Origin of the sequence: Pedobacter cryoconitis (assembly GCF_003259615.1) — a bacterium.
GTDB lineage: Bacteria > Bacteroidota > Bacteroidia > Sphingobacteriales > Sphingobacteriaceae > Pedobacter > Pedobacter cryoconitis.
Window position 1 is genome coordinate 16,926 of record NZ_QLLR01000037.1, and the last position, 23,114, is coordinate 40,039.

Genomic DNA, 23,114 nt, shown 5'->3' on the forward strand with positions numbered 1-23,114 from the left:
ATCATTTCTGATGACAATGATCATCAATGAAAAGAACAAATCAAGCTAGCTTTATTTATCTTAAAAAAACAAGAAATGGAAGCAAAACTAAGCATCAATAATCTTCAGGATCTACTCGACCTGAACACATCACAATTTTCAAGTGCAGAAATTGAATTGAAAAGAAAACTCCTCGAATGGGCGAATATAGCCAGCTCCATGCAACTAAAGATGATCTTAAAAAAATACATCAGTTTTACCAGTCAACACTTACAGAGAATGGACACTTTTCTTGAACAGGAAAAGATTCTTTCGGTTAACAGGACAAACATGATCATGCTTGCATTCATTAAGTCTATCGATGAAAAACTAGTAGCCTGCAATAATCCTGAAATTAAGGACGCTTGTGTACTTGCTGGAATCCAGTCAATCTGCCACTTTAAGATTAGCAGTTATGGAACAGCGGCAGCATTTGCCAAACTGTTAGGCCTTTTGGAATTCGCAAACGTCTTTTACGAATCTGAGGTAAACGAAAAACACATTGATGATGAGCTGACACAATTGGCCAGTTATGAAATCAATATCCATGCAATGACGCCCTTGAATCTGGCGCAATAAGTGTTTTCTACATAAAAATGCCTTTGGAGGTTTTCCAAAGGCATTTTTTATTTTTCCTTTCACTAACGGGTCCTTTTGGCCCCAAAATGTCTGAGCATCCCTGCTGGCGATTAAAAAGGATCTGTTAATTTGCTGATCCGAATCAATTTTTTATTGACAAATTCCTGTATACCAAGACTAGACAACTCTCTTCCGTATCCAGATCCCTTAGTTCCACCAAAAGGCAAATCAGGCTGAGTCCAGGTTGGATGATTGATAAATACCATACCTGTATCTATCTGTTCAGCTAAACGTTTCCCCCTTTCGATATCATTGGTAAAGATGCTTCCTCCCAATCCAAAAGGTGAATCATTGGCCAGCTCAATCGCCGCCTGCTCATTTTTCACCCTGTAAAAGGAAGCAACCGGCCCGAATAATTCTTCATGATACGCAGCCATTCCAGGTTTAATATCTCCTAAAATGGTAGCCTCAATAAATGCACCTTTACGATCAATTAATTTACCACCTAACAATATCTTCGCACCAGCTCTTACACTCCGCTGTACTTGTTCAACCAACTGAATGACGGCTCCCTCTGAGCTTAAAGGTCCTAGCTCGGTCGCCTCATCCATTGGGTCTCCAACTTTCAACCCACTCAGTTTAGCCTTGAACTTATCCAAAAATTCATCAGCAACAGCTTCCAACACGATAATTCGTTTTGAGGCTACACAGCACTGCCCTGTATTGTTCATCCGTCCAACAACAGCCCAATCAACAGCCTTATCCAAATCCGCATCTTCTAAAACAATAAAGGCATCGCTGCCACCAAGTTCAAGCACCGACTTCTTCAGAAACTTTCCGGCAGCAGTGGCGATACTTGCACCAGCAACCTCACTTCCTGTAAGGGAAACGCCTTTAATCCTTGGGTTTGCTACCACATCTTCTATGCGAGTCCCACTGACAAATAAATTGGTATACACACCTTTTGGTGCTCCAGCCTGCACAAACAATTCTTGAATTGCCAATGCACATTGAGGAACGTTGGAAGCATGTTTAACTAAAACGACGTTACCTGCCATAATGTTAGGTGCAGCAAAGCGGGCTACCTGATAAAAGGGAAAATTCCAAGGTTCAACCCCAAGAAGTACACCAATTGGAGTGCTCTTAATATAAGCTTCACCAAATTCAGTTTCCAACTTTTGGTCACTCAAAAATGCTTCCCCATTTGTAGCATAATAGTCTATAATATCGGCGCTAAGTGCGATCTCACCATAACTTTGAGCAATTAATTTACCCATCTCCAATGTGATCAATTTAGATAATTGGTCTTTCTGCTCACGCATCAATTTTGCGACACCGTGTAAGAGTTCCGCCCTTTGTACGTAACTGGTTTTGCGCCAGCTTTGGAAAGTTTCGTCAGCGATAGAAATTTCGTCTGCCACCAACTCTGGGGACATTTCCTGAAAACTTTTAATAAGCTCGTTACTAAAAGGATTAATGGTCTGTATAGCCATAATGTAGATTATTTATTTGAATTGTGTAACCATTACTATTGAGTAGCGTCTTTTTCCAGAACAGCTTTATTTCGCTGATACTCCTTAAGATCAATTGCGCCTCTGGCAAATCTTTTCTGTAAAATATCCAGTGGCCGCTCCTTTTTATTCCGTTGGCCAGGAATATCATAGGGTACAAGAAATATCCATACCAACATGATCAGCCAGATGAACCACCAAATGATGTCCATTCCAAAAAAAAGATTTGTATAAACCATGATTTTATTTAATTATTATTTTAAAATATCCCTGAACAAGCTTTTAATTTAATTCAGCCCGCAACACTTTTAGCTAATAAGATGTCCATCTGCTCGGCAACCCAATCGGATAGTAGATCTTCAGAATACCGACGAAGCATACTCACCTTTTTGAAAACAGACTGTCGTTCAGAGAAACTTTTACTTTCCCATATACTAAACTTCTCCTCAGACCGCAACATCTGTTCTTCATAATGAATTATTCCAATATTCTCGAATAAAGATTTTTGATTTTCAGTGAAGTATATCATATTCATTGTCATTTTAAATAGCAATTATTGTATTTGAGTTATCTCAATTAGATAATAAAGGTCTATTTAATCACCAACATTGGAAATGATGTTAATCATCTCCATATAAGATACTCGTCATCAGATCAACCCAACCTTACCAGAAAAAGCTTTACGTACTTAAAGCTGAACTAGTTCTAATGGATACTTTATTTCATTTTCCATTTCCAATTCTTGATTTCAGGAATGTCATCCAAGTTAAGATAACTGATGTCTTTGTATAATGAAAGTTCACCTGCCGGATCACTTAACAGCAATTTGACTGATCCATTTTTTTATCTACCAATTTCGAACCTGAGTTGATCTACAGTTGTTTGAATTCAAATCTCGGTATTGAGATGTTTCTCAGACATGATCAGCCACCAGTCAAATGGTGACGCCCATCATCGGCCATCAGATAATTAAAACAAAATGATCATCAGATTGTAGGTATAGAACAGATTAATTTAATCTGTAACCCCAATTTTATGGAAAATTCCGTTCTGCTTAAAGCGATTATCGATAATGCGATAGACGGTCTGATTACTATTGATGACCAGGGGATCATTGAGTCCATTAATCCCTCAGCCTGCAGACTTTTTAGCTATACTGAACAGGAAATTCTTGGAAAAAACATCTCTATATTGATGCCACAACCAGATCGGATGAACCATGATGGTTACCTCTTCCGCTATAAAAAAACTGGTCAGGCCAGTATTATTGGTGTCGGGAGAGAATTGACAGGCTTAAGAAAAAACGGGATTCAGTTTCCATTTCGTTTGGGTGTCAGTGAGGTTAAATACTCAGGAAGGATCATTTATGCAGGTTTTATTCATGACCTGAGCCGGGAAAAAGAAGCCGAATCAAAACTCCATGATTATGCAGCTTTACTGGAAGATCAGGTACAGGAGCGAACGCTTTCTCTTCGGGAAACTGTTGATGCCCAAGAACAAACCAAGGCAGAATTGAACCAGTCGCTTGAAAATTTACACAATACCGTTTTTACTTTAGAACAGACACAACGGGAACTGAACTTATCCCTGGCAAAAGAACAAGAATTAGGTAAGCTTAAAAGTCGGTTCGTTTCTATTGCATCACATGAATTCCGTACACCATTGAGTATGGTACAGCTTTCTGCCTCACTTATTGAACGTCATGCGCTTCCTTTTGACAACCCCAATATTAGTAAACATGTAGATAAAATAAAAGATGCTGTACTGAATGTTACTGCCATCTTAAACGATTTTCTTTCCCTTGAAAAATTAGATTCCGGAAAGGTACAGACTAAATTCAACCATTTTAATCTAGCCGAATTCGCCGCAGAAATTACTGAAGAAATGCAGATCGCTTTAAAGGGAAGACAAAAAATAGTCTTTGTGCACAGAGGCACGGAATCAATGATCACACTAGATCAGACCTTGTTAAAAAACTGTATCGTTATACTTATTGACAACGCTATAAAATATTCCGGTGAAGAAAGCTCCATTCAATTCTACACCAAAATCAATGAAAACAACTGCACCATCAGAATCTGCGACAATGGCATAGGGATACCTATTGATGACCAGAAACATCTTTGTGAACCATTTTTTCGGGCCCATAACACAGGAAAGATCTCCGGTAATGGACTTGGATTAAGTATACTTTCCAGGTATACCGATCTGATGAATGGTAAAGTAGATTTCAAAAGCAGAATTAACCGGGGTACACTTTTCACCCTCACATTTCCACAATCATGAACGAAAAAATATTGATCATTGAAGATCACGACGCCATAAGGGGGAACATAGTTGAGATCCTTGAAATGGCCAAATACAATGTTTTTGAAGCTGACAATGGCAAGATGGGTTTAGAAATGGCTTTAAAACATATTCCCGATATAATCCTTTGCGATATCATGATGCCTGAACTTGATGGATATGGGGTTTTGTATATGCTCAATAAATACTCAGAGACTTCGGCAATTCCTTTCATTTTCCTGACTGCCAAAGCTGATCACCATGATCTTCGTAAGGGAATGGAGATGGGTGCTGACGATTATCTAACTAAGCCTTTTGATGATATTGAACTGCTTAATGCCATTGAGGTCAGGCTAAGAAAAAAAGCCCATCTGCAACTCCAAAATAAAAATACAGCTGATGAATTCAAAGTACTGGTTGCCAAAACTGATGGTCTGGCAGAATTTTCAAAGATCATAGCAGGCCATAAAGGCCGCGAATTCAGAAAAAACCAGGTTGTTTATTATGAAGGAGATCATGGCAAAGGTCTGTATCTGATCATCCAGGGTAAGATCAAAACCATTAAACTTTCGCTGGATGGCCGTGAATTGATGACAGGCATGTATACAACTGGGGGATACCTTGGCATCAATACCATTTTAGGAAAAAGCAATTATACTGATACTGCTACCGCAATAGAGGATAGTACACTCTGTCTGATCCCTGTTGAAGAACTTGAAAAAGTCATCAATCTTTATCCTGAAGTAGCGAGAAAATTCATTCATCTTTTATCCAATGATAACCGGGAAAAAGAAGAACAGCTCCTCCAACTAGCTTACGATTCAGTAAGAAAAAAAATGGCCGGAGCCATTCTTCGCCTGTACCATCAGCAGATTATAAAAAGTGATTTCTTAAGCATTACCCGGGAAGACTTAGCTGCAATGGCCTGTATGGCTACTGAAACGGTAAGCAGGACCTTGTCAGATTTCCGAAACGAAAAATTAATTGAACGTGAAGGAATAACCATTATGGTACTGGATGTGGAAAGGCTTACGAAAATGAAGAACTAATTAAGCCATCACTCCCCCATCCAGAATAATTTGTGTGCCGTTACAATAACTGGAGTCATCACAAGCCAGGTAAATAAAAGCTTTAGCCACTTCTTCAGGTGTACAAAGACGTTTAGATGGGGTTCCATCAATCCATGCCTGATGGGTGGCATCAGGAACTTCAGCCAATAAAGGAGTTTCCACATAATAGGGACATAGTGCATTTGCCCTGATGTGCTGTGCAGCATATTGAACCGCTATATTTTTGGTAATGCCTAATACACCATGTTTGGCTGCTGTATAAGGTACCAGACCATGTTCTGCTTTCAATCCACCAAGAGAAGACATATTTACAATTACCCCCCCGCCCTGTTTCAAAAACTGTTGCAGTTCATACTTGACACAATAAAACTGGCCAGTTAAATTTACAGCGATCACCCTCTCCCAAGTGGCCTCTGGCATATCATGTATCCCCGAATAAGTACCGCCTATACCTGCATTGTTAAAAGCTACATCTAATCTACCGAATTCTGCTACAGCCGTAAGAATTGCCAATTTAACGCTCTCCACATCTGACACATCAATTGGGACAAACATACTTCTGGCTCCAAGTGCCTTTATTTCAGTAAGCGTTTCCATGTGGTCCTTACTTTCAAGGTCGGCCACGACAACAATCGCACCTTCCCTAGCAGCTTCAAGTGCAGCAGCTTTTCCTATACCTGAATTTCCACCGGTAATGAATACCACCTTTTTTTCTAATTTTCTCATAATTTCCAATAAACGGGAGCATTAGCTCCCGTTCTATATTTAATCAACTAATAAATAATCGTATTCAATTTCAATCTCATTATCCACATACCAGACACCTGGCGCATTCCAAGCCATTCGTTGGGCCTCATCTTTTTGATAAATTGAATTCACAGTTCCTGTCAATGTCACACGACTACCAGAAACTTTAACTTGTATATCCTGGTTATTGACCGACCAGTTCCTGTCAATTGCATCTTCAATTTCCTTTTTCTCCACTGCATCATGAATATCTGACTCGATTGTAATGCTATTGGTCACCCCCTTCACCCCTAACAGGTTCTTGATCGCATTTTTAGCAGCATCCTTTTGATAATTCCAATTAATAGTTCCTGTAAGAGTTACCCAACCATCTTCAACTTTAACTGTAATTTTTTCTCCGGGGATCTTCCAGTTCCATTTGAAAGCATTCAAAACCTCTTTGGCAATTTCCTCATCTTCTTTGTGGATAGAACCAAGATATTTCACCTCTATTCTCTCGACAACGGCTTTTACTCCAGCTACTTTTTTTGCTGCATCCTCTGCTTCGGATTTCTTAGCATAACTATCCACTATTCCTGTTAAGGTGACCACACCATCATTAGCTGTTACACCAATTTCAGCTGCATGTAATAATGGTTCCCATTTGATTGCGTCCTGAACATTTTTTTGCAATGTTTCGTTATTTTTCATGATCCATGATTTTCATGTGAAATATTTCACACCTCAAAGGTTGCCTTATTTCATTCCAACATCCTTATACATTTATGGATAACAGTTGCACAATTCACATAAAAGGGAACTTTATGCATCATCAGTAATCATGATGACCATCATGATAATCGTGACGGTTATCATTTTGAACACGCGGTTAAATCCCGAGTTTTGTTAAAACAGCTTTGGTTGCCTATTGAGACTCAAACTAACTCCCATAACATAATCACAATGGTTTTACATATTAAACACATGGTCAGTAACCGATGCAGAATGGCCGTAAAAATAGAATTGGATAAGGTTGGTTTAAGCTATAGATCCATAGACCTGGGTGAAGTCCAGACCAAAGAGAATCCGACTCAGCGGCAGTTCGAATTGTTAAGGTGTGCCTTGCTCGAATCAGGTTTCGAATTGATATCCGATAAGAAAGAAATGTTAATAGAAAAAATTAAAAACACAATTATTGACATGGTTCATTATAATGATGAAATGCCAAAAATCAAAAACTCTAATTACATCAGCGAGCAAATTCATTACGATTATACTTACCTGGCCAACGTATTTTCACGGCAAACAGGACTAACTATTGAGCATTACATCATCAAGCATAAAATTGAGAGGGTAAAAGAACTTATCCTTTATAAGGAGCTTAATCTTACCGAAATCTCCCACCTATTGAATTACAGTAGTGTTGCCCACCTCTGCAGACAGTTTAAAAAAGTAACAGGGCTTACAGTCTCCTATTTTAAAAATGCCCAAACCGGCCATCGCACTGCACTTGAGAATATCTAAATAAAATGAATTTTATTTCAAAACAAGGTTTAGACAGATTTTACACGGTAAGACTTAAAAATCTCCTTTAGATGAATGCTTATTTCCCATTCCTTAAAAAGTACCTGACGGCTTTCCTAATGGCTCCACTACTGGTATTTATAGATGTTATGGGAGAAATCGTTCAACCTGTGCTCATGTCTCGCATCGTTGATCAGGGTGTACAGGAGAAAAATCTGCACTATATCATAATTACAGGAATAACAATGTTAGTCCTTTCTATTGTTGCAATCATTGGAAATGTGGGTAATATTTATTATTCCTCAAAAGCATCTGTTGGGTTTGCCGCTGAATTAAGACAAGGGTTATTTCGAAAAATCCAAACCTTTTCTTTTTTAAATATTGACAAATTCAGTTCTGCATCTCTGGTTACCAGAATGACTAATGATATAAATATTATCCAGAACGTAGTCATGATGTCGCTAAGATTACTCATCCGTGCTCCGCTCATGCTTGTATTTGGAGTTTTTATGGCAGCAAGAATCAATTCCAGTCTTGCCTTTATTATTGCAGTCGCCATTCCTGTATTGGGCATAAGTATCTTCTTTATCCTGCGGAAAAGCTTTCCTTATTTTCTTAGGATGCAGCAAAAACTGGATCATGTAAATGGGGCTATACAAGAGGACTTGACGAATATTCGTGTGGTCAAATCTTTTGTACGTGAATCTTTCGAAGAAAAAAAATTCTCGATATCTAACAATAGTTTAAGAGATGCCGCCATTAAGGCTTCATCAATAGTAGTAATGGTAACCCCAGTGATGATGCTGGTGATGAATATATCCATTGTTGCAGTAGTGTGGTTTGGAGGAAAAAAAATCATATCCGGGACAATGCATATCGGACAGCTGATGTCTTTCATTACTTATATTACCCAGATCCTGATGTCATTGACCATGCTTTCTATGACCATCATGGCCTTTTCAAGAGCTGGAGCATCTTCTAAGCGTGTTCTGGAAGTATTGAATGCAGATGTTGATATAGTGGATACACCTTCGGCTCTGGAAAGAAACATTAAGATAAAAGCAGGAAAGGTAGAATTTAGGAATGTAGCTTTCAAATACCATAAAGAAGCAAAAAGATATGTATTGAATAGCATTAATTTTATTGCTCATCCCGGTGAACAAGTTGCTATTATTGGCGCGACCGGATCAGCTAAAAGTACCCTTGTGCAACTTATACCCCGGTTGTATGAGGTGGGTAAAGGAAAAATATTGATTGATGATCTCGAGCTGAAGGACTATTCTCTAAAAAATTTACGAAATAGCATCGGCATGGTTTTACAGAAAAACCAACTATTCTCAGGGACAATCAAAGATAATTTGAGATGGGGAAATCCAGGGGCAACTCAGGAAGAAATCATTCTGGCCTGTCAGGAAGCCCAGGCACACGATTTCATCATGTCCTTCCCAAAACAATACGAAACTGAACTAGGACAAGGAGGTGTCAATCTTTCCGGTGGACAAAAACAACGAATCTGCATCGCAATGGCCCTGGTTAAACATCCCCTAATACTAATCCTTGACGACAGTACAAGCGCTGTAGATTCTACCACAGAAGCTAAAATCCAGGATGAGTTTAAACTGCATCTTAAGGAGGTTACTATATTTATTATTGCCCAAAGAATCAGTTCGGTTCAGTTGGCCGATAAAATCATTGTTTTGGATAGCGGAAAAATTGTTGGAATGGGCGCTCATAATGAACTCATGAAAACAAACGAAACCTATCAGGAAATATACCATTCTCAACAGCAAAAGGAAGGAACTGTAAAATGAGTAAAAGTGTCAATCTTCTACCTTCCGGACTGCCTGGACACCACAGATCCGTATCATTGGAGAAAGCCAAAAAACCAGGTATGGTCATCACCAGAATATGGCAGTACTTTGGCAAACAAAAGATCCTGTTTTTGCTGGTAATTCTTTTTCTACTCCTGAACACAGCTGCATCCTTATATGGATCTTACCTTTTGAGACCCATCATTAACAACTATATTATTCCAGGCCGCGTTCAAGGGTTATTACAAATGGTTGTCTTGCTAATGGCTATTTATCTCCTTGGTGTAATAGCAGCTTTCTTCCAAAGCCGTTTGATGATATATGTTGCGCAAAAGACAGTAAATATAATCCGCGCTGATATGTTTTGTAAAATGCAGACCCTTCCAATCCGGTTTTATGATACCCATAACCATGGAGAGCTTATGAGCCGTTTTACAAATGATCTGGACAATGTGAGTGACGCCTTGAACGATAGTGTAACACAGATTATTTCAAGTCTCATTACTGTAGCTGGCACATTTGTCCTTATGCTATACATTAGCCCGATGTTGTCTCTGGTCACTACAGTTGTCGTATTCGCAATGTTTTGGCTCGCAAAACTGATTATTCAGAAAAGCAATACTTATTTTACCGGGCAGCAGGCAGCTCTTGGTATTTTAAATGGCTATATAGAAGAAATAATTACAGGCGAAAAAACCGTTAAAGTATACTGTCATGAAGAGGAAGCTACAGATGATTTTGAAAAACTAAACAAAGGTCTGCTTAAAAAAGCCACCAAAGCACAGTTTTATTCAGGGATTATGATGCCTATCATGCAAAATTTAAACACTATAAATTTTGCATTAACAGCTGCTGCCGGAGGAATCATGTCTATTGTGACTGGACTGGATATTGGCGGACTTGCTGCTTTTCTGCAATATTCCAAACAATTTTCCCGCCCTTTAAATCAAATATCCGGCGAGTTCAGCAGTTTTCAAACTGCAATGGCAAGTGCAGAACGAATTTTTGAGGTCATGGACCAGCTGCCAGAAAAAGCAGATGAGAAGCAAGCCGTGGAACTCGCTAACATTAAAGGAGAAATCCATTTTAATCAGGTGACATTTAGTTATAATCCAGGAAAAACAATTCTTAAGAATATATCTTTAAAAGCATTACCTGGGCAAAAAATTGCCTTCGTAGGTTCAACAGGTGCAGGAAAAAGCACAATCATCAATCTACTTCCCCGCTTCTATGATATCCAGTCTGGCGATATTTCCATTGATGGTACCGATATTAGGATGATCAAAAGGAAAAATCTGAGACAATCACTTGCTATGGTTCTTCAAGACACACATTTATTCCATGGAACGGTGATGGAAAATATCCGCTATGGGTCACTAAAAGCAACAGACCAACAAGTCATTGCAGCAGCAAAACTCGTTAGCGCAGATTCCTTCATTAAAAGATTACCTAAAGGTTATTTAACCATCCTTGAAGATGATGGTAATAACCTAAGTCAGGGTCAGCGGCAACTCTTAAACATTGCCAGAGCCGCCGTTGCAGATCCGCGAATCCTCATCCTGGATGAAGCAACCAGTTCTATAGATACCAGAACCGAGATCCATATTCAAATTGGAATCGACCGCTTAATGGAGGGGAGAACAAGTTTTGTAGTTGCCCATCGTTTATCCACCATTATAAATGCCGACAAAATCATTGTTCTTGAGCAGGGCGAAATCATTGAACAGGGTAGTCATGCCGAATTATTAAAACAAAAAGGAAGGTATTTTGAACTCTATACCAGTCAATTCGATTAAAAATAGCTAACATGGACAAACAAAATCCTCAAGATAGTCATCAAACAGAATGTTTCTGGAGTTTGAGCAGTACTGAAGCATTTGCAAGTTTAGCTGCTGACCAAAAAGGTTTGACTTCTAAACAGGCAGTAAGCCGGATCAAACAATATGGGCACAATACCTTAAAATCAGGGAATAAGGCTCCAATGTTGTTACTGCTGCTTTCACAATTTAAAAGCCCAATTACCATCATGCTTATCATCGCTGCACTCCTATCTGCCAGTCTCGGGGATATAGCCGATACGGTAATTATACTGCTGATCGTCATGATTAGCAGTTCACTTGGTTTTTGGCAGGAAAGAGGAGCAGCTAATGCGGTTTCTGAACTTCTAAAATTGGTTCAGCTACATTGCACAGTACTAAGAGAAGGTGAGAAAAAGGAAATTTCAATAGAAGAGATCGTTCCAGGCGATATCATTTATCTATCGGCCGGCGATATCATTCCCGGTGACAGTTTGCTTTTAGAAGCGCAGGAATTGTTTATTGATGAAGCTGCGTTTACAGGTGAAACTTATCCGGTAGAAAAGTTTCCGGGTGTATTACAGCCAGACATACCATTGGCCAAACGATCCAACTCTCTTTTTATGGGTTCTAATGTGATTAGCGGAAAAGCGATTGGCTTAATCATGAAAACAGGCTCCCAAACGGAATTTGGTAAGATATCAACTAGTCTACAGCAAAAGGCACCCGAAACGAATTTTGAAAGAGGTATCAGGAAATTTGGTTATATGCTAATGGAAATCACCCTTATATTGGTCATCATTATTTTTGCAGTTAACGTTTTCTTGCATAAACCGGTGCTGGATTCATTCTTGTTTTCTCTTGCACTTGCCGTAGGATTAACACCTCAATTATTACCGGCCATTATAAGTGTGAATCTATCAACGGGAGCCAGACGCATGGCCAAACACCAGGTTATTGTGAAACGTCTCTCCTCTATCGAGAATTTTGGCAGTATGGATATCCTATGCTCTGATAAAACCGGCACCATTACCGAAGGTAAAGTAACCTTAAAAGATTCCCTAAGTATTGATGGTAAACACAGCGAAAAGGTCTTGCAATATGCCTGGCTCAACGCATCAATGCAGCAAGGTTTTAACAATCCTATTGATAAGGCTATTTGTTTAGCTTATCCAAAGCCGGAGTCATCAACTGATCCGTATCATGTTCAAGCTGAAATCCCTTATGACTTTATCCGTAAGCGGTTAACCGTACAGGTTAAAAATAAAAAGGACAACCTGGTGATCACTAAAGGTGCACTAATGGTCATTTTAAACATTTGTAATCAAACAGAAACCGCAGACGGCAGCCTGGTTCCTTTAGATCAAAATCGTGCAAAAATCCTGGATCAATATCAGCAGTTGAGTGATGCAGGTTTTCGAACGCTTGGCGTGGCTTATAAAGCAGGTAGTGCTGAAAAAAACTTTACCAGGGATCAGGAACAGCAAATGATCTTTTTGGGTTTCATTACTTTATTTGATCCACCACGGGCTGGGATGTCTGCTACGCTTACTAAACTGAAAAATCTTGGTGTACAGTTAAAAATCATCACTGGTGACAATGCCCTGGTAGCAAAAAGCCTTGCACAGCAAATCGGGATCGCCGCACCCAAAATATTAACTGGTTCTACTTTAAGAGAGATGAGCAATGCGGCCTTAAAACATCAGGCTCCTCATACTGATATTTTTGCAGAAGTGGAACCCAATCAAAAAGAACGCATCATTACCATACTAAAAAAGGCTGGGCACGTTGTAGGCTTTATGGGTGATGGGATCAATGATGCTCCAGCATTACATACTGCCGATGTAGGCATATCTGTAGATTCAGCCGTTGATGTAGCTAAAGAAGCTGCAGATATTGTACTGCTCAGCCAGGACCTTAATGTGCTGAGTGAGGGAATTGTTGAAGGACGAAAAACTTTCACCAATACAATGAAATATATATTTATGGCAACCAGTGCCAATTTTGGAAATATGTTCAGCATGGCCGGTGCATCTTTATTTCTTCCTTTTTTGCCTTTACTACCCAAACAAATTCTACTGACCAATCTCCTCACAGATTTCCCGGAGATGGCCATAGCAACAGACAGGGTGGATGATGTAAATATTCAGGAACCCCAGCATTGGGACCTCAGGTTCGTTCAATATTTCATGATTACCTTCGGGCTGTTAAGTTCAGTATTTGATTACTTAACTTTTGGTCTTTTAATACTGGTCATGCACGCAAACGAAAAGGTATTTCAAACTGGCTGGTTCACAGAATCTGTGATCTCAGCAATCCTGATCGTATTAGTCGTACGCACCCGGCTTTCCTTCCTGAAAAGTCTGCCTGGTAATTACCTGTCTATCGCAACTATGGTTGTTTTACTTATCGTTCTGGTTATACCGATTACACCTGTAGCCACATGGTTTGGTTTTATCAGACTACCCCTATTCTTTTATGGCTGGATGATTGTTATCATTACCGCTTACCTGCTAACTGCCGAAGCGGCCAAAAGATGGTTCTACAAGAAAATAAAAAAACGACTCACCAGTTCTAAATAACTTTAACTTTTACATAGAAGAAGGTACTGAGTGAACTCGGATTTACTATTACCCGGCTTTTATCTTGATAAAAGCTATTAATTGCTCTTCTAGCAAAGTGGCATTAAATTCATAACTCGCTGCATTGTCAGATATAGTGATCTCCTGATCCGATACTGTAATTGTGAGCGCGGTACCTGTAATAACTTCAGGAAACAGCACATTGATCTCATGATACACATGAGTAAAATCTATGTTCAACATAGAGTCCAGTTTAGCATTAATATAATCTGGAAATTCTTTTTTCAGAAGGTCGAAAAGTACTTCAGCGCTTAAAGGATGTATATTTTTAATGATTGTCATAATATTTTATTAAATGAAATGTTGATTCAACATAATTGAACGATTGCCCGTGACCTTGGAATCTGTCAAATGTAGGATATGAAAATTAGCTGGGGATGACCAACATCATCCATTCTACTGATTCACATCAAGTTGACTTATTATTTCTTACTGATCTTTATATCAGAATTAAAATGTAAACGATATGGAAGAGTTAGTAAAAGCAAAAAAAACCGACAAAGTGTCCTCAATGATCGAGAACTTCTGGAACACAGATGTTTTTGATAACCCAGATGAACCTGAGCATGCAGTAAACATCAGGGATACAGAAGGTAAGTTCAAACTGGAAGTTGCCGCCCCCGGATTCAAAAAGGGAGATTTTAAAATTACGACCGATAATGGAATATTGACAATTACTGCAGAGTCTAGTAAGGAAGTAGATAAAAATGAAGATAATTATTCCCGAAAAGAATTCTCACGTTCTTCCTTCACTGGTTCGTTCCACCTTCCTCAAAATGTAGCACAAGATCATATTTCTGCCACTTATCGCAAGGGATTGCTTTGTATAGATCTTAAAAAGAATGGTTCAATTGAACCTGAGAAGAGAGAAGTGAAAGTACGCAAATAAAAAAGTGGTAATTTAAATAACCGACTTTAAACAAAACAACAAGCTATCTAACAATTAAATAAACATGAAAACAAACGAAGATTTGCAAAGAGATGTTCAAAATGCTATCAAATGGGAACCATTATTGAACGCAGCAGAAATTGGCGTAACCGCAATAGATGGTGTCATAACTTTGAGTGGAACTGTAAACAGTTACGCCAAGAAAAAGGAAGCGGAAAATGCCGCTAAAAATGTAGCGGGTGTAAAAATTGTTGCAGAAACCATCAAAATTCATTTTGGAGGTACAAGCAAACAAAATGATACGGAAATTGCGCGAGAAATATTGAATGCATGGAAGTGGAATTGGGAGGTTCCCGATGACAAAATAAAAGTAAAAGTGGAGGATGGATTAGTTACGCTTGAAGGTGAAGTCCGCTGGAATTACCAAAAAGAAGCAGCACAAAAATCTGTATCAACACTTTTGGGTGTTTTAGGCGTGATTAATAATATCGCTATCCATTCTCAAACAACCGACCAAGTAGAAAAAGGTGCCATTGAACGTGCACTTAACAGGAGCTGGTCTATTGATGCAGAAGACATTGGTGTAAACGTGAAGGGTAATAACGTAACCTTGACCGGATCTGTAAATTCCATCTATAAACGAGATGAAGCAGGGCGAATCGCCTGGAATGCTCCTGGTGTTTCTAAGGTAAAGAATGATATACTTGTTGAATTCGAATAATGAATTGATCTATTTAAAGGATTGTTCCGTTATATAGCAGTCCTTTAACAGATCATCTGAAGTAAAGGATAACATGGACCTTGAAGAACGAAATACTTGCATGAAAGTAACGTTTTACGTCAATTTTTTTTGCAAAAGACTTACAAGCCTCCATTTTTTGCTATCCATTAAATCTGGGCAAGGCATTATCATTCCGGCTCATCTTTCTAGTTTCATCAAACCTAACGGCCGTTTCCAAATGATTCAATCTATCATCAAAAGTGGTTATGATTAATCAAAATTATCCTGTGAAGAAAGAAACTCACATAAATATACTATTTCTTGATATTGGGGGTGTTTTACTCAGCGATGGATGGGACCGTAATTCACGCAGAGCAGGCGCTAAAAAATTCCACCTAGATCATAATGACATGGAAGAACGGCACCATCTTAATTTTGAAACATATGAATTGGGAAAAATGAGCCTGGATGAATACTTAGACAGGGTTGTGTTCTATAAGAAACGAAATTTTAACCCGGATGAATTTAAAACATTTATGTTCAGACAATCGCAACCTCTGCCGCAGATGATAGCACTCATTACTTCTTTAAAAAAGGATTATGGTTTAAAAATTGCCGTCATCAGCAATGAAGGCCGCGAACTTAATGAATACAGGATAAAGAAATTTAAGCTTAATGAATTTATTGACTTTTTCATCTCTTCTTCCTTTGTGAATTTAAGAAAACCGGATGCCACCATTTTCAGGCTGGCATTAGACATTGCTCAGGTAACACCGGGAGAAAGCATTTATATTGATAACCAGCCCTTATTTGTCAGTATAGCTGAACGATTTGGTATAAAGGGCATTTCCCATACCAGCCTCCAATCAACCAGAGATCAATTAAATGAGTTTGGATTAAATTTAATCCCTGCGTCTCATGAATAATACATCAAAAAAATGCATACTGACGATAAACGGAGGTTCATCCAGTATTAAATATGCTTTGTATGAAATGGAAGGTTCGCTTAATCAATTGCTGGTCGGTGAAATGGAAAATATCGGAAGCAGTAGTGCAAACCTTAACTTTATCAATTGTGGTGGAGAACAACAGTGCCTAATCGACATCAAAGTAGCGAACCACGGTGAAGCTGCGGACTGGCTTGTTAACTGGCTTGCAAAGGAGACTGAATTTGTCCAGATAATAGTAATAGGACATCGGATAGTCCAGGGGATGAATCATGCATCACCTGAATTCATTACCGCGAAATTAATAAAGGAATTAAAAGAGATCAGCGCCTATGATCCAGAGCACCTTCCAGCAGAGATCAAATTAGTGGAAGCATTTAAAAAGCACTTCCCGCAGCTAGATCAGGTGGCTTGTTTCGACACATCTTTCCATTCAGCAATGCCCAGTATTGCAAAACTATTGCCCATCGCACGTAAATATCAGGCTAAAGGAATCAAGCGATATGGTTTTCATGGCCTTTCCTATTCTTATCTCATGGAAGAATTTGAACAGATTGCAGGTACTGAAGCATCAAAGGGTAAAATTATCATGGCACATTTGGGCAGCGGAGCAAGCCTTGCTGCAGTAAAAGATGGGAAAAGCATGGATACCAGTATGGGGTTTACGCCAGCATCCGGCTTAACGATGAGTACCCGCACAGGCGATCTTGATCCTGGCGTTGCCTGGTATTTAATGAAATCGGAAAAGCTTACTCCTGAAAAATTTAACCAACTGGTTAATCATGAGTCGGGTCTATTAGGTATTTCAGAAACTACAGCCGATATGCAGGAACTGCTAAACATGCAACAGCACGATCATCGGGCCGCAGAAGCTGTTGAGCTTTTTTGCTACCAAACGATCAAATGGATTGGCGCTTTTGCCGCTGTACTTGGTGGTTTGGATACACTAATATTCTCTGGTGGTATAGGAGAGCATTCCCCTGAGATTCGCGAAAGGATCTGCAAAGGGCTTCAATTTTTAGGGATTGAACTAGATGAAACTAAAAATATCAATAATGAAACATTCATTTCAATGGGTACCGATAAGGCATCTGTTTGGGTGATCAAGACTAACGAAGAATTAATGATTGCGAGATCAGTATATAAACTTTTGAGTTATAACATTAAAAATTAATATTTATGGAAACATCGGCAAAGAACGGCTTGCTGATTAAGAACAGAACTTCATTTGAAAATTCCAGGAAAATCACCACGGTCGTTTTTGATAAAACCGGAACGCTTACTATCGGAAAATTTGAAGTATCAAAGGTAATTTCCTTAAATAAGGAGCTGAAAGAAGCCGATATTATCCGGCTATCCTTGGCATTAGAAGAAAAATCAGAACATCCTATTGCGACCAGTATTCTAAAAAAGCAAGCGATCTAAAGATAAGTGCGCCTTCAGTCAAAGATTTTAAAGCCATTACCGGCCAGGGTGCAGAAGCTATAGTTGAGAATAAGAGCGTATTAGTGGTTGGCCCAGCTTATTTAAAGGAAAAAAGCATGAATGTGCCTGAAGGATTTAAATCTAACAACACGGAAACTGTAGTTTTTGTCATAATTGATCATGAACTTGCCGGATACATCGCTCTATCAGATAAAATACGCCCAGAATCAGTTAGTGCGATAAAAAAACTTAAAGACAACAACATTAAATCCATACTACTTACCGGTGACAATAGTAAAGTAGCTGAGAGCGTAAGCAAAACTTTAGGAATGGATAGTTTTATTGCTAGTGTTCTGCCTCACCAAAAACTGGACAAGATAAAGGAACTACAAGCTGCAGGCGAATTTGTCGCCATGACCGGCGATGGTATCAACGACGCACCAGCATTGGCGCAAGCGGACGTGGGTATTGCGGTCGGTTCTGGTAGTGATATTGCTGCCGAAACAGCTGGCATTATATTGGTAAACAGTAACCCGAATGATATTGCAAACCTAATTCTGTTCGGCAAAGCAATTTATCGTAAGATGATACAAAACTTAGTTTGGGCAACCGGATATAACGTCATCGCCCTACCGCTTGCCGCGGGAGTACTTTATAACCAAGGGGGTAGTACTGAGCCCACCCATTGGTGCCATTTTAATGACTATTAGTATTGTGGTAGTGGCTATCAATGCCAGTTTACTTAAAGTCGAATCACGAACTTAAATCCTTTCTGTCATTGTTTTTAAAGTTTAGCTAATTCATATATAAAATTTAAAATTATGTTTTACACTCGTTAGAATTGAGGTTATTGCGATAACGTGTTTTATAATTGCATCAAATGTTTCTTCGGCAATCAGAATTGTTAATTTGACAGCTGATGATCCTTCGAATAATAATTTTAGTTTCCTCAGGGCCACCTACCTGAATACAGTCCGCACCAGTAGTTTTGACCGGATGATCGTTTCCTCCTTCAAATAGAGCATCGCCGATAAAAAGCATATCCGCAATATCGATCTTAAGCACTACTTCTAATTTATGTATTCCATAAGCTTTATCTATGCCCGACTGGGTAACATCTATAGAGGTTGCACCCCCCAGGTTGATCGCAAACTCCGGTATTAATTTTTCAAGCAGGGCCTTTATTTTTCTTCTTTTTTCAAAATCAGGATCCCATGCCTTTTTAGCAATAAGAGGTGCCTGTTGTCCTAAGGCAGAAAAAGTGATCTGGCTGTCCCGGTCTTCAATTTGATCGCCCCATGTTTTTCCTGATTTAAAACCAGAACGTTCAACTACATTTTTCAATGAAGTTTCTATTTTCTGCTTTTGTGCATCAGTAAAATTTTCGGCATAAAGCATCTTCCACTTACTTTTTTCATAACTGTAAAACTTAGTACCACAGGTCGGTAAAATTGACAATTTACAAAGATCGCTTCCTGCTGGCAGGTGAGCAATCACCTGTTTTTCAAATTGCGTCCAGGCACCACCAGATATGATCGCAACCAGGGTTGTTTTCAACAAGTCATGAACTAACTTTGCCATTTCATTATCGATAGCTGCTTTACTTTCAGCTAGTGTTCCGTCCAAATCAAATACAATTATTTTTTTCATTGAGATTTATTTAGTGCACATCTTTAGCAGGTATTGCTATTGGTTAACAGGCATAATGAAGAGATGGCAAAGGTACTGTATCAGTCATGATCAACGGAAATAAACTATAATATGGAAGTTGAAGAACACTATACCAATAAAGGTGTATGGTGGATCGAATATTAACCAGATATGAGACTGAATTATTTATAATTAGAGCGCATAACTAGTTTCTCTATATTCTTCACCCATATTTTACGACCTTCTGTCTCAATTATATCTTCAGATTTAAGTTCTTTTAATAATCTAATCACATTTTCCTTTGCGATTCCTGCGATGTTTGCTAAATCACTTCTAGAAATATCAATTATAATTTCTTGTCCTTCTACAGTCTCAATTTTAAATTTTTCACGTATAACAATCAAGGCAATTGCTAACCTTTCCACAGCACTTCTCTGAGCAAAAACTGATATATTATTTGCAAGTACGGAATATTCATGACTCAAGGTTTTCAATAACCGATTAGCTAATAAAGGGGAATTACCTAATACCATTAAAAAATCATCCTTAGGAATAAAGCTAATCACACTTGATTCAAGTGCAGCAGCAAAGTCTGGGTAACGTTCTTCGGATAAAATGGCATGATAGCCAATCAACTCCCCCTTATTTGCGACATAAATAATTTGCTCTTTACCAGTTTGATCAACTTTATATTTTTTGACCATCCCATGGTGTATATAGAATATACCAGACGGGACAACTCCCTCCCGAAAAATTATTTCCCCCTTTTGATATTTCTGTTCCCCCTGTCTTCCAATCAAAATATTATACTCTTCATCCGAAAGGATACTCAAAATAGATTGAGTAGTAAAATTCCATTTATCAATCGGAAAAATTCCTGATAAGCTCATTTAGTAAAGATACGATTAATTAAAGCTGAATAGGAGATTATGCTTTAGGATCAAATTTTACCCCAGGAGTTAACCAATATAATAGTACAACCCTGGAGTATCTGAAATTGAAGGGACCAAGAATAATTATCGAACCCATAAGAACTCCAATGTATAACCAGAAGGATGAACTATCACCTGTCACTAAAAAAGTCAATAGGCATATTAAAAGCATCTCCATTACATTCATCCCATAACTAATGAACATTGCCGCATAGAAATAACCGGGTTCACGTTCAAACCTGTAATTACAATGTGAACAATAATCATTCATATGTTGAATATGCAATCCGTACGTATTATTTGAAAACATATTTCCCACTCTGCATCTTGGACATTTCGCATGTCTTAATGCGTATAATTTTAATTTACACATAATAATTTATTGCTTAATAAAGCATGACATTTGCTATTCAAAAATTGGAAGTGGGTCCAGGACTTCTTTCACTCTACGTCATCTCTCCTTCTTATACCGCACATATACCGAAAACTATCATGTTTTCGACATGCTAACCAAAAACCCGGGGAATACTCCCACCTCCAAAACATTGAGACTACTTAAACCACTTCTTTATTTACATTTTGATTATTTCTCCAGAAAAATCCACGTAATTGCGCAAGTATATGAGTGCATATCTAAAGCAACTAAATTGTGTACTGTTTAGATTTAGTGGTGATAGATTCTCTATTTTCTTCTTTAATTCATCAACGTAGTCGCGAACAACATATTTTTTATCCTTAAGGCAATTAACTGAACTAATTATGATTGTCTCCACCTGCGAATAATCCTGCGCTTCGCTTATCTGATCAAATATTGATGATATGTAATTTTCCAAAATCATTTTAACATTACTATTTTATTAGACATATCTTATTTTCTAATCCACATTTTAAGAGGCTTTCTTTCATCCTGGTCAACAATTTTATACCCTGTAGGAATTTCATGATCATATCCATGATAAGTAACCAGGCGAGTTCCGACTGGCTTATTATCTAAGGCCCTGAATAAATAATTAGAGTAATAAGTATAAAGGCCTGGAGAGTAATCAACAGATTCATCAATACGGGCTACATTAATTAAGTTCTCCGCAAAAGAGTTGTAGAAATATATACTATCGTATATATCAAGATTCAATTGAGTGAAATTACAATTGATAAACTGCACATTATTCACCCCGCTTCTTTGCTGTGCTTGTAAAGCAACATTGTGCAGATCTTCTCTTTGTTCCACCCCATGAAATTCGGAATCGGGAAAAAAATGTGCTGCTGTAATACAAAATTTCCCTACCCCACTACCTATATCCAAAATTTTTGAACCTGGCGTTGGCGCTAAAAATAAAGCGGCTTTTTTTGAAATTGCTAAAGGAGTCCAATGGATTTTTGAAATCTTTCTTAGCTTATCAGGGAAAAAGCTATCAAAAACGGTATCATTGAGGTAATAATTTGAAGGTAACAAGATGGATTTCATTAAATTAATTTTACTCCATTAAGGATAAATCAAAACAGACTGGATAGTAAACAGAAATCTTACATAAAAATCATTAATCCAAGAAAAATTCCGACGATCATTATAACATATAGAAGGATTTCTGTGGTTGCAAAGTCTTTATATCTGCTCCAAAATGAAAATTCTTCTGAAGATTCTTTTTTTTCACTCATAAAACTGTAATTAACCAAAGGGCTTTAATAAATTATCAAGCAAAATTACCTCTAATTAGTCTCCGTTTTATTGAAACATATCAGCACAAAAGTTGATAAAAGTCACTTTTTAAATAAGAAAAAGAAATTAATAGCCTCAATAAAAATCTGATTACAACCAACAGACCTTATCTCTTTGAAACTAAGATCTAATGACCCTTTTTACCGCAATTGCAGTTTTTTGATAGAATCGCTTAGCCTTTATTCTAAAAATATCGTAGAGTAACGCATAAACCAAAATACCAATTGGACCATAAAAGGCTTTAAATCCAAAATGATGAAAGAAATAAGCGCCAACAATAGCACCTGTCATAAAAAAAAATATAATAACAAGTCTAAGTTTAATTTTAGCCCGAAGAACCAATTGCGCCCGTTTTTCTCTATTAAAGAGCTGTGCCAGCTCGATACCTAAATCAGTAAAGGTTCCTGTAAGATGAGTCGTTCGAACTACAGAACCCGAAATCATAGATACTAAAGAATTTTGTAATCCCATTGCAAAAAGCAAACTTCCCGCGAAGATCTCTTTCGAGACCAGACTTCCATCATAACTTTGCCCATATAATCCCGAAAAAAACAAAATAATTATTTCAATGAAAATAGGAATTGAATAAGAATACCTTTGATTGTGTCCTGTAAACGTTAATATTAGACTTGAAATAAATGCACCTGCTAAAAATAGGAACATCCATAGTGCAATTACCTGGGCAGTTTTCCAATCCTGTAAGGCAATTCTTTCCGCAAATAAAGCAGCATGCCCAGTAACATTAGTAGTTAATATTGAGAATCCCAAAAAGCCTGCGGCATTTACAAACCCAGCAGTTAATCCAAGCAAAGTTGCTAATCTGAGATTATGTTGAGGAGTACGTTTTGCCCCTAAGTGTCTTAGCATGGC

At 38.1% G+C, this 23,114-nt stretch carries 23 protein-coding genes; 13 read left to right on the plus strand and 10 right to left on the minus strand.

What is annotated here, in order from left to right; all coding sequences use genetic code 11:
* The first annotated feature begins 75 nt into the window (after positions 1 to 75).
* A complete protein-coding gene (locus tag LY11_RS23500; protein WP_111636056.1) occupies positions 76 to 597 on the plus strand; it encodes a YciE/YciF ferroxidase family protein in 522 nt (173 codons plus the stop codon).
* A gap of 110 nt (positions 598 to 707) precedes the next feature.
* Here the strand turns inward: LY11_RS23500 and LY11_RS23505 are convergent, their stop codons facing one another.
* The 3 genes from LY11_RS23505 to LY11_RS23515 all read right to left on the minus strand — a co-directional run bounded on the left by LY11_RS23505 (position 708) and on the right by LY11_RS23515 (position 2,637).
* Complete coding sequence (locus LY11_RS23505) at positions 708 to 2,090, minus strand: NAD-dependent succinate-semialdehyde dehydrogenase (protein ID WP_111636057.1); 1,383 nt, start codon at positions 2,088 to 2,090, stop codon at positions 708 to 710.
* Positions 2,091 to 2,125: 35 nt separating this feature from the next.
* The gene (locus LY11_RS23510) at positions 2,126 to 2,320 is read right to left on the minus strand and encodes an SHOCT domain-containing protein (protein WP_245952870.1); all 195 of its coding nucleotides are present in this window, start codon (positions 2,318 to 2,320) and stop codon (positions 2,126 to 2,128) included.
* Positions 2,321 to 2,400: 80 nt separating this feature from the next.
* Positions 2,401 to 2,637 carry a hypothetical protein gene (locus LY11_RS23515; protein WP_146610907.1) on the minus strand — a complete coding sequence of 79 codons (237 nt, stop codon included), beginning with the start codon at positions 2,635 to 2,637 and terminating at the stop codon, positions 2,401 to 2,403.
* Positions 2,638 to 3,143: 506 nt separating this feature from the next.
* Between LY11_RS23515 and LY11_RS23520 the strand changes: the two genes are divergently transcribed.
* On the plus strand, positions 3,144 to 4,394 hold the full coding sequence (locus LY11_RS23520) for a PAS domain-containing sensor histidine kinase (protein WP_111636060.1): 1,251 nt from the start codon (positions 3,144 to 3,146) through the stop codon (positions 4,392 to 4,394).
* The gene (locus tag LY11_RS23525; RefSeq protein WP_111636061.1) at positions 4,391 to 5,443 is read left to right on the plus strand and encodes a response regulator; all 1,053 of its coding nucleotides are present in this window, start codon (positions 4,391 to 4,393) and stop codon (positions 5,441 to 5,443) included. Before LY11_RS23520 ends, LY11_RS23525 begins: the two co-directional genes overlap by 4 nt.
* Here LY11_RS23525 and LY11_RS23530 read toward each other — a convergent pair whose 3' ends face one another.
* Together LY11_RS23530 and LY11_RS23535 are read right to left on the minus strand one after the other, a co-directional pair.
* Positions 5,444 to 6,190, minus strand: a complete 747-nt coding sequence (locus LY11_RS23530) for an SDR family NAD(P)-dependent oxidoreductase (protein WP_111636062.1) — start codon at positions 6,188 to 6,190, stop codon at positions 5,444 to 5,446. It lies immediately after the preceding gene.
* A gap of 39 nt (positions 6,191 to 6,229) precedes the next feature.
* Complete coding sequence (locus LY11_RS23535) at positions 6,230 to 6,901, minus strand: BON domain-containing protein (RefSeq protein WP_111636063.1); 672 nt, start codon at positions 6,899 to 6,901, stop codon at positions 6,230 to 6,232.
* A 294-nt stretch (positions 6,902 to 7,195) separates the two neighbouring features.
* On the opposite strand from LY11_RS23535, the gene LY11_RS23540 reads away from it, so the two are divergent.
* The 4 genes from LY11_RS23540 (at position 7,196) to mgtA (ending at position 13,903) form a co-directional block, all read left to right on the plus strand.
* On the plus strand, positions 7,196 to 7,714 hold the full coding sequence (locus tag LY11_RS23540) for a helix-turn-helix domain-containing protein (protein ID WP_245952871.1): 519 nt from the start codon (positions 7,196 to 7,198) through the stop codon (positions 7,712 to 7,714).
* Positions 7,715 to 7,785: 71 nt separating this feature from the next.
* Positions 7,786 to 9,525 (plus strand): ABC transporter ATP-binding protein, encoded by a 1,740-nt coding sequence (locus tag LY11_RS23545; RefSeq protein ID WP_111636065.1) that lies wholly within the window; start codon positions 7,786 to 7,788, stop codon positions 9,523 to 9,525.
* Between the two features lie 131 nt (positions 9,526 to 9,656).
* On the plus strand, positions 9,657 to 11,321 hold the full coding sequence (locus LY11_RS23550) for an ABC transporter ATP-binding protein (RefSeq protein ID WP_245952872.1): 1,665 nt from the start codon (positions 9,657 to 9,659) through the stop codon (positions 11,319 to 11,321).
* Between the two features lie 11 nt (positions 11,322 to 11,332).
* On the plus strand, positions 11,333 to 13,903 hold the full coding sequence (gene mgtA / locus LY11_RS23555; protein WP_111636067.1) for a magnesium-translocating P-type ATPase: 2,571 nt from the start codon (positions 11,333 to 11,335) through the stop codon (positions 13,901 to 13,903).
* Between the two features lie 48 nt (positions 13,904 to 13,951).
* On the opposite strand, the gene LY11_RS23560 is transcribed toward mgtA, so the two are convergent.
* Positions 13,952 to 14,245: a hypothetical protein gene (locus LY11_RS23560; protein ID WP_111636068.1), complete on the minus strand. Its 294-nt coding sequence runs from the start codon at positions 14,243 to 14,245 to the stop codon at positions 13,952 to 13,954.
* A 184-nt stretch (positions 14,246 to 14,429) separates the two neighbouring features.
* Between LY11_RS23560 and LY11_RS23565 the strand changes: the two genes are divergently transcribed.
* The 6 genes from LY11_RS23565 (at position 14,430) to LY11_RS23590 (ending at position 18,655) form a co-directional block, all read left to right on the plus strand.
* The gene (locus LY11_RS23565; RefSeq protein ID WP_111636069.1) at positions 14,430 to 14,852 is read left to right on the plus strand and encodes an Hsp20/alpha crystallin family protein; all 423 of its coding nucleotides are present in this window, start codon (positions 14,430 to 14,432) and stop codon (positions 14,850 to 14,852) included.
* Between the two features lie 64 nt (positions 14,853 to 14,916).
* On the plus strand, positions 14,917 to 15,573 hold the full coding sequence (locus tag LY11_RS23570) for a BON domain-containing protein (RefSeq protein ID WP_111636070.1): 657 nt from the start codon (positions 14,917 to 14,919) through the stop codon (positions 15,571 to 15,573).
* Positions 15,574 to 15,860: 287 nt separating this feature from the next.
* Positions 15,861 to 16,499, plus strand: a complete 639-nt coding sequence (locus tag LY11_RS23580; protein WP_245952873.1) for an HAD family hydrolase — start codon at positions 15,861 to 15,863, stop codon at positions 16,497 to 16,499.
* Complete coding sequence (locus tag LY11_RS23585) at positions 16,492 to 17,694, plus strand: acetate/propionate family kinase (RefSeq protein WP_111636072.1); 1,203 nt, start codon at positions 16,492 to 16,494, stop codon at positions 17,692 to 17,694. The genes LY11_RS23580 and LY11_RS23585 overlap by 8 nt, the downstream gene beginning before the upstream one ends.
* Before the next feature lie 5 nt (positions 17,695 to 17,699).
* Positions 17,700 to 17,945 (plus strand): HAD family hydrolase, encoded by a 246-nt coding sequence (locus LY11_RS27205; RefSeq protein ID WP_262510944.1) that lies wholly within the window; start codon positions 17,700 to 17,702, stop codon positions 17,943 to 17,945.
* A gap of 59 nt (positions 17,946 to 18,004) precedes the next feature.
* Complete coding sequence (locus LY11_RS23590) at positions 18,005 to 18,655, plus strand: HAD-IC family P-type ATPase (protein WP_394340920.1); 651 nt, start codon at positions 18,005 to 18,007, stop codon at positions 18,653 to 18,655.
* A gap of 166 nt (positions 18,656 to 18,821) precedes the next feature.
* Here LY11_RS23590 and LY11_RS23595 read toward each other — a convergent pair whose 3' ends face one another.
* The 4 genes from LY11_RS23595 to LY11_RS23620 form a co-directional block, all read right to left on the minus strand.
* The gene (locus LY11_RS23595; protein ID WP_111636073.1) at positions 18,822 to 19,595 is read right to left on the minus strand and encodes an HAD-IIB family hydrolase; all 774 of its coding nucleotides are present in this window, start codon (positions 19,593 to 19,595) and stop codon (positions 18,822 to 18,824) included.
* A 182-nt stretch (positions 19,596 to 19,777) separates the two neighbouring features.
* A complete protein-coding gene (locus LY11_RS23600) occupies positions 19,778 to 20,485 on the minus strand; it encodes a Crp/Fnr family transcriptional regulator (protein WP_111636074.1) in 708 nt (235 codons plus the stop codon).
* Positions 20,486 to 21,395: 910 nt separating this feature from the next.
* Entirely contained in the window at positions 21,396 to 21,992 is a 597-nt protein-coding gene (locus tag LY11_RS23615) for a methyltransferase domain-containing protein (protein WP_111636077.1), read from the minus strand.
* A gap of 372 nt (positions 21,993 to 22,364) precedes the next feature.
* The gene (locus tag LY11_RS23620; RefSeq protein WP_111636078.1) at positions 22,365 to 23,111 is read right to left on the minus strand and encodes a YoaK family protein; all 747 of its coding nucleotides are present in this window, start codon (positions 23,109 to 23,111) and stop codon (positions 22,365 to 22,367) included.
* Positions 23,112 to 23,114 lie beyond the last annotated feature (3 nt).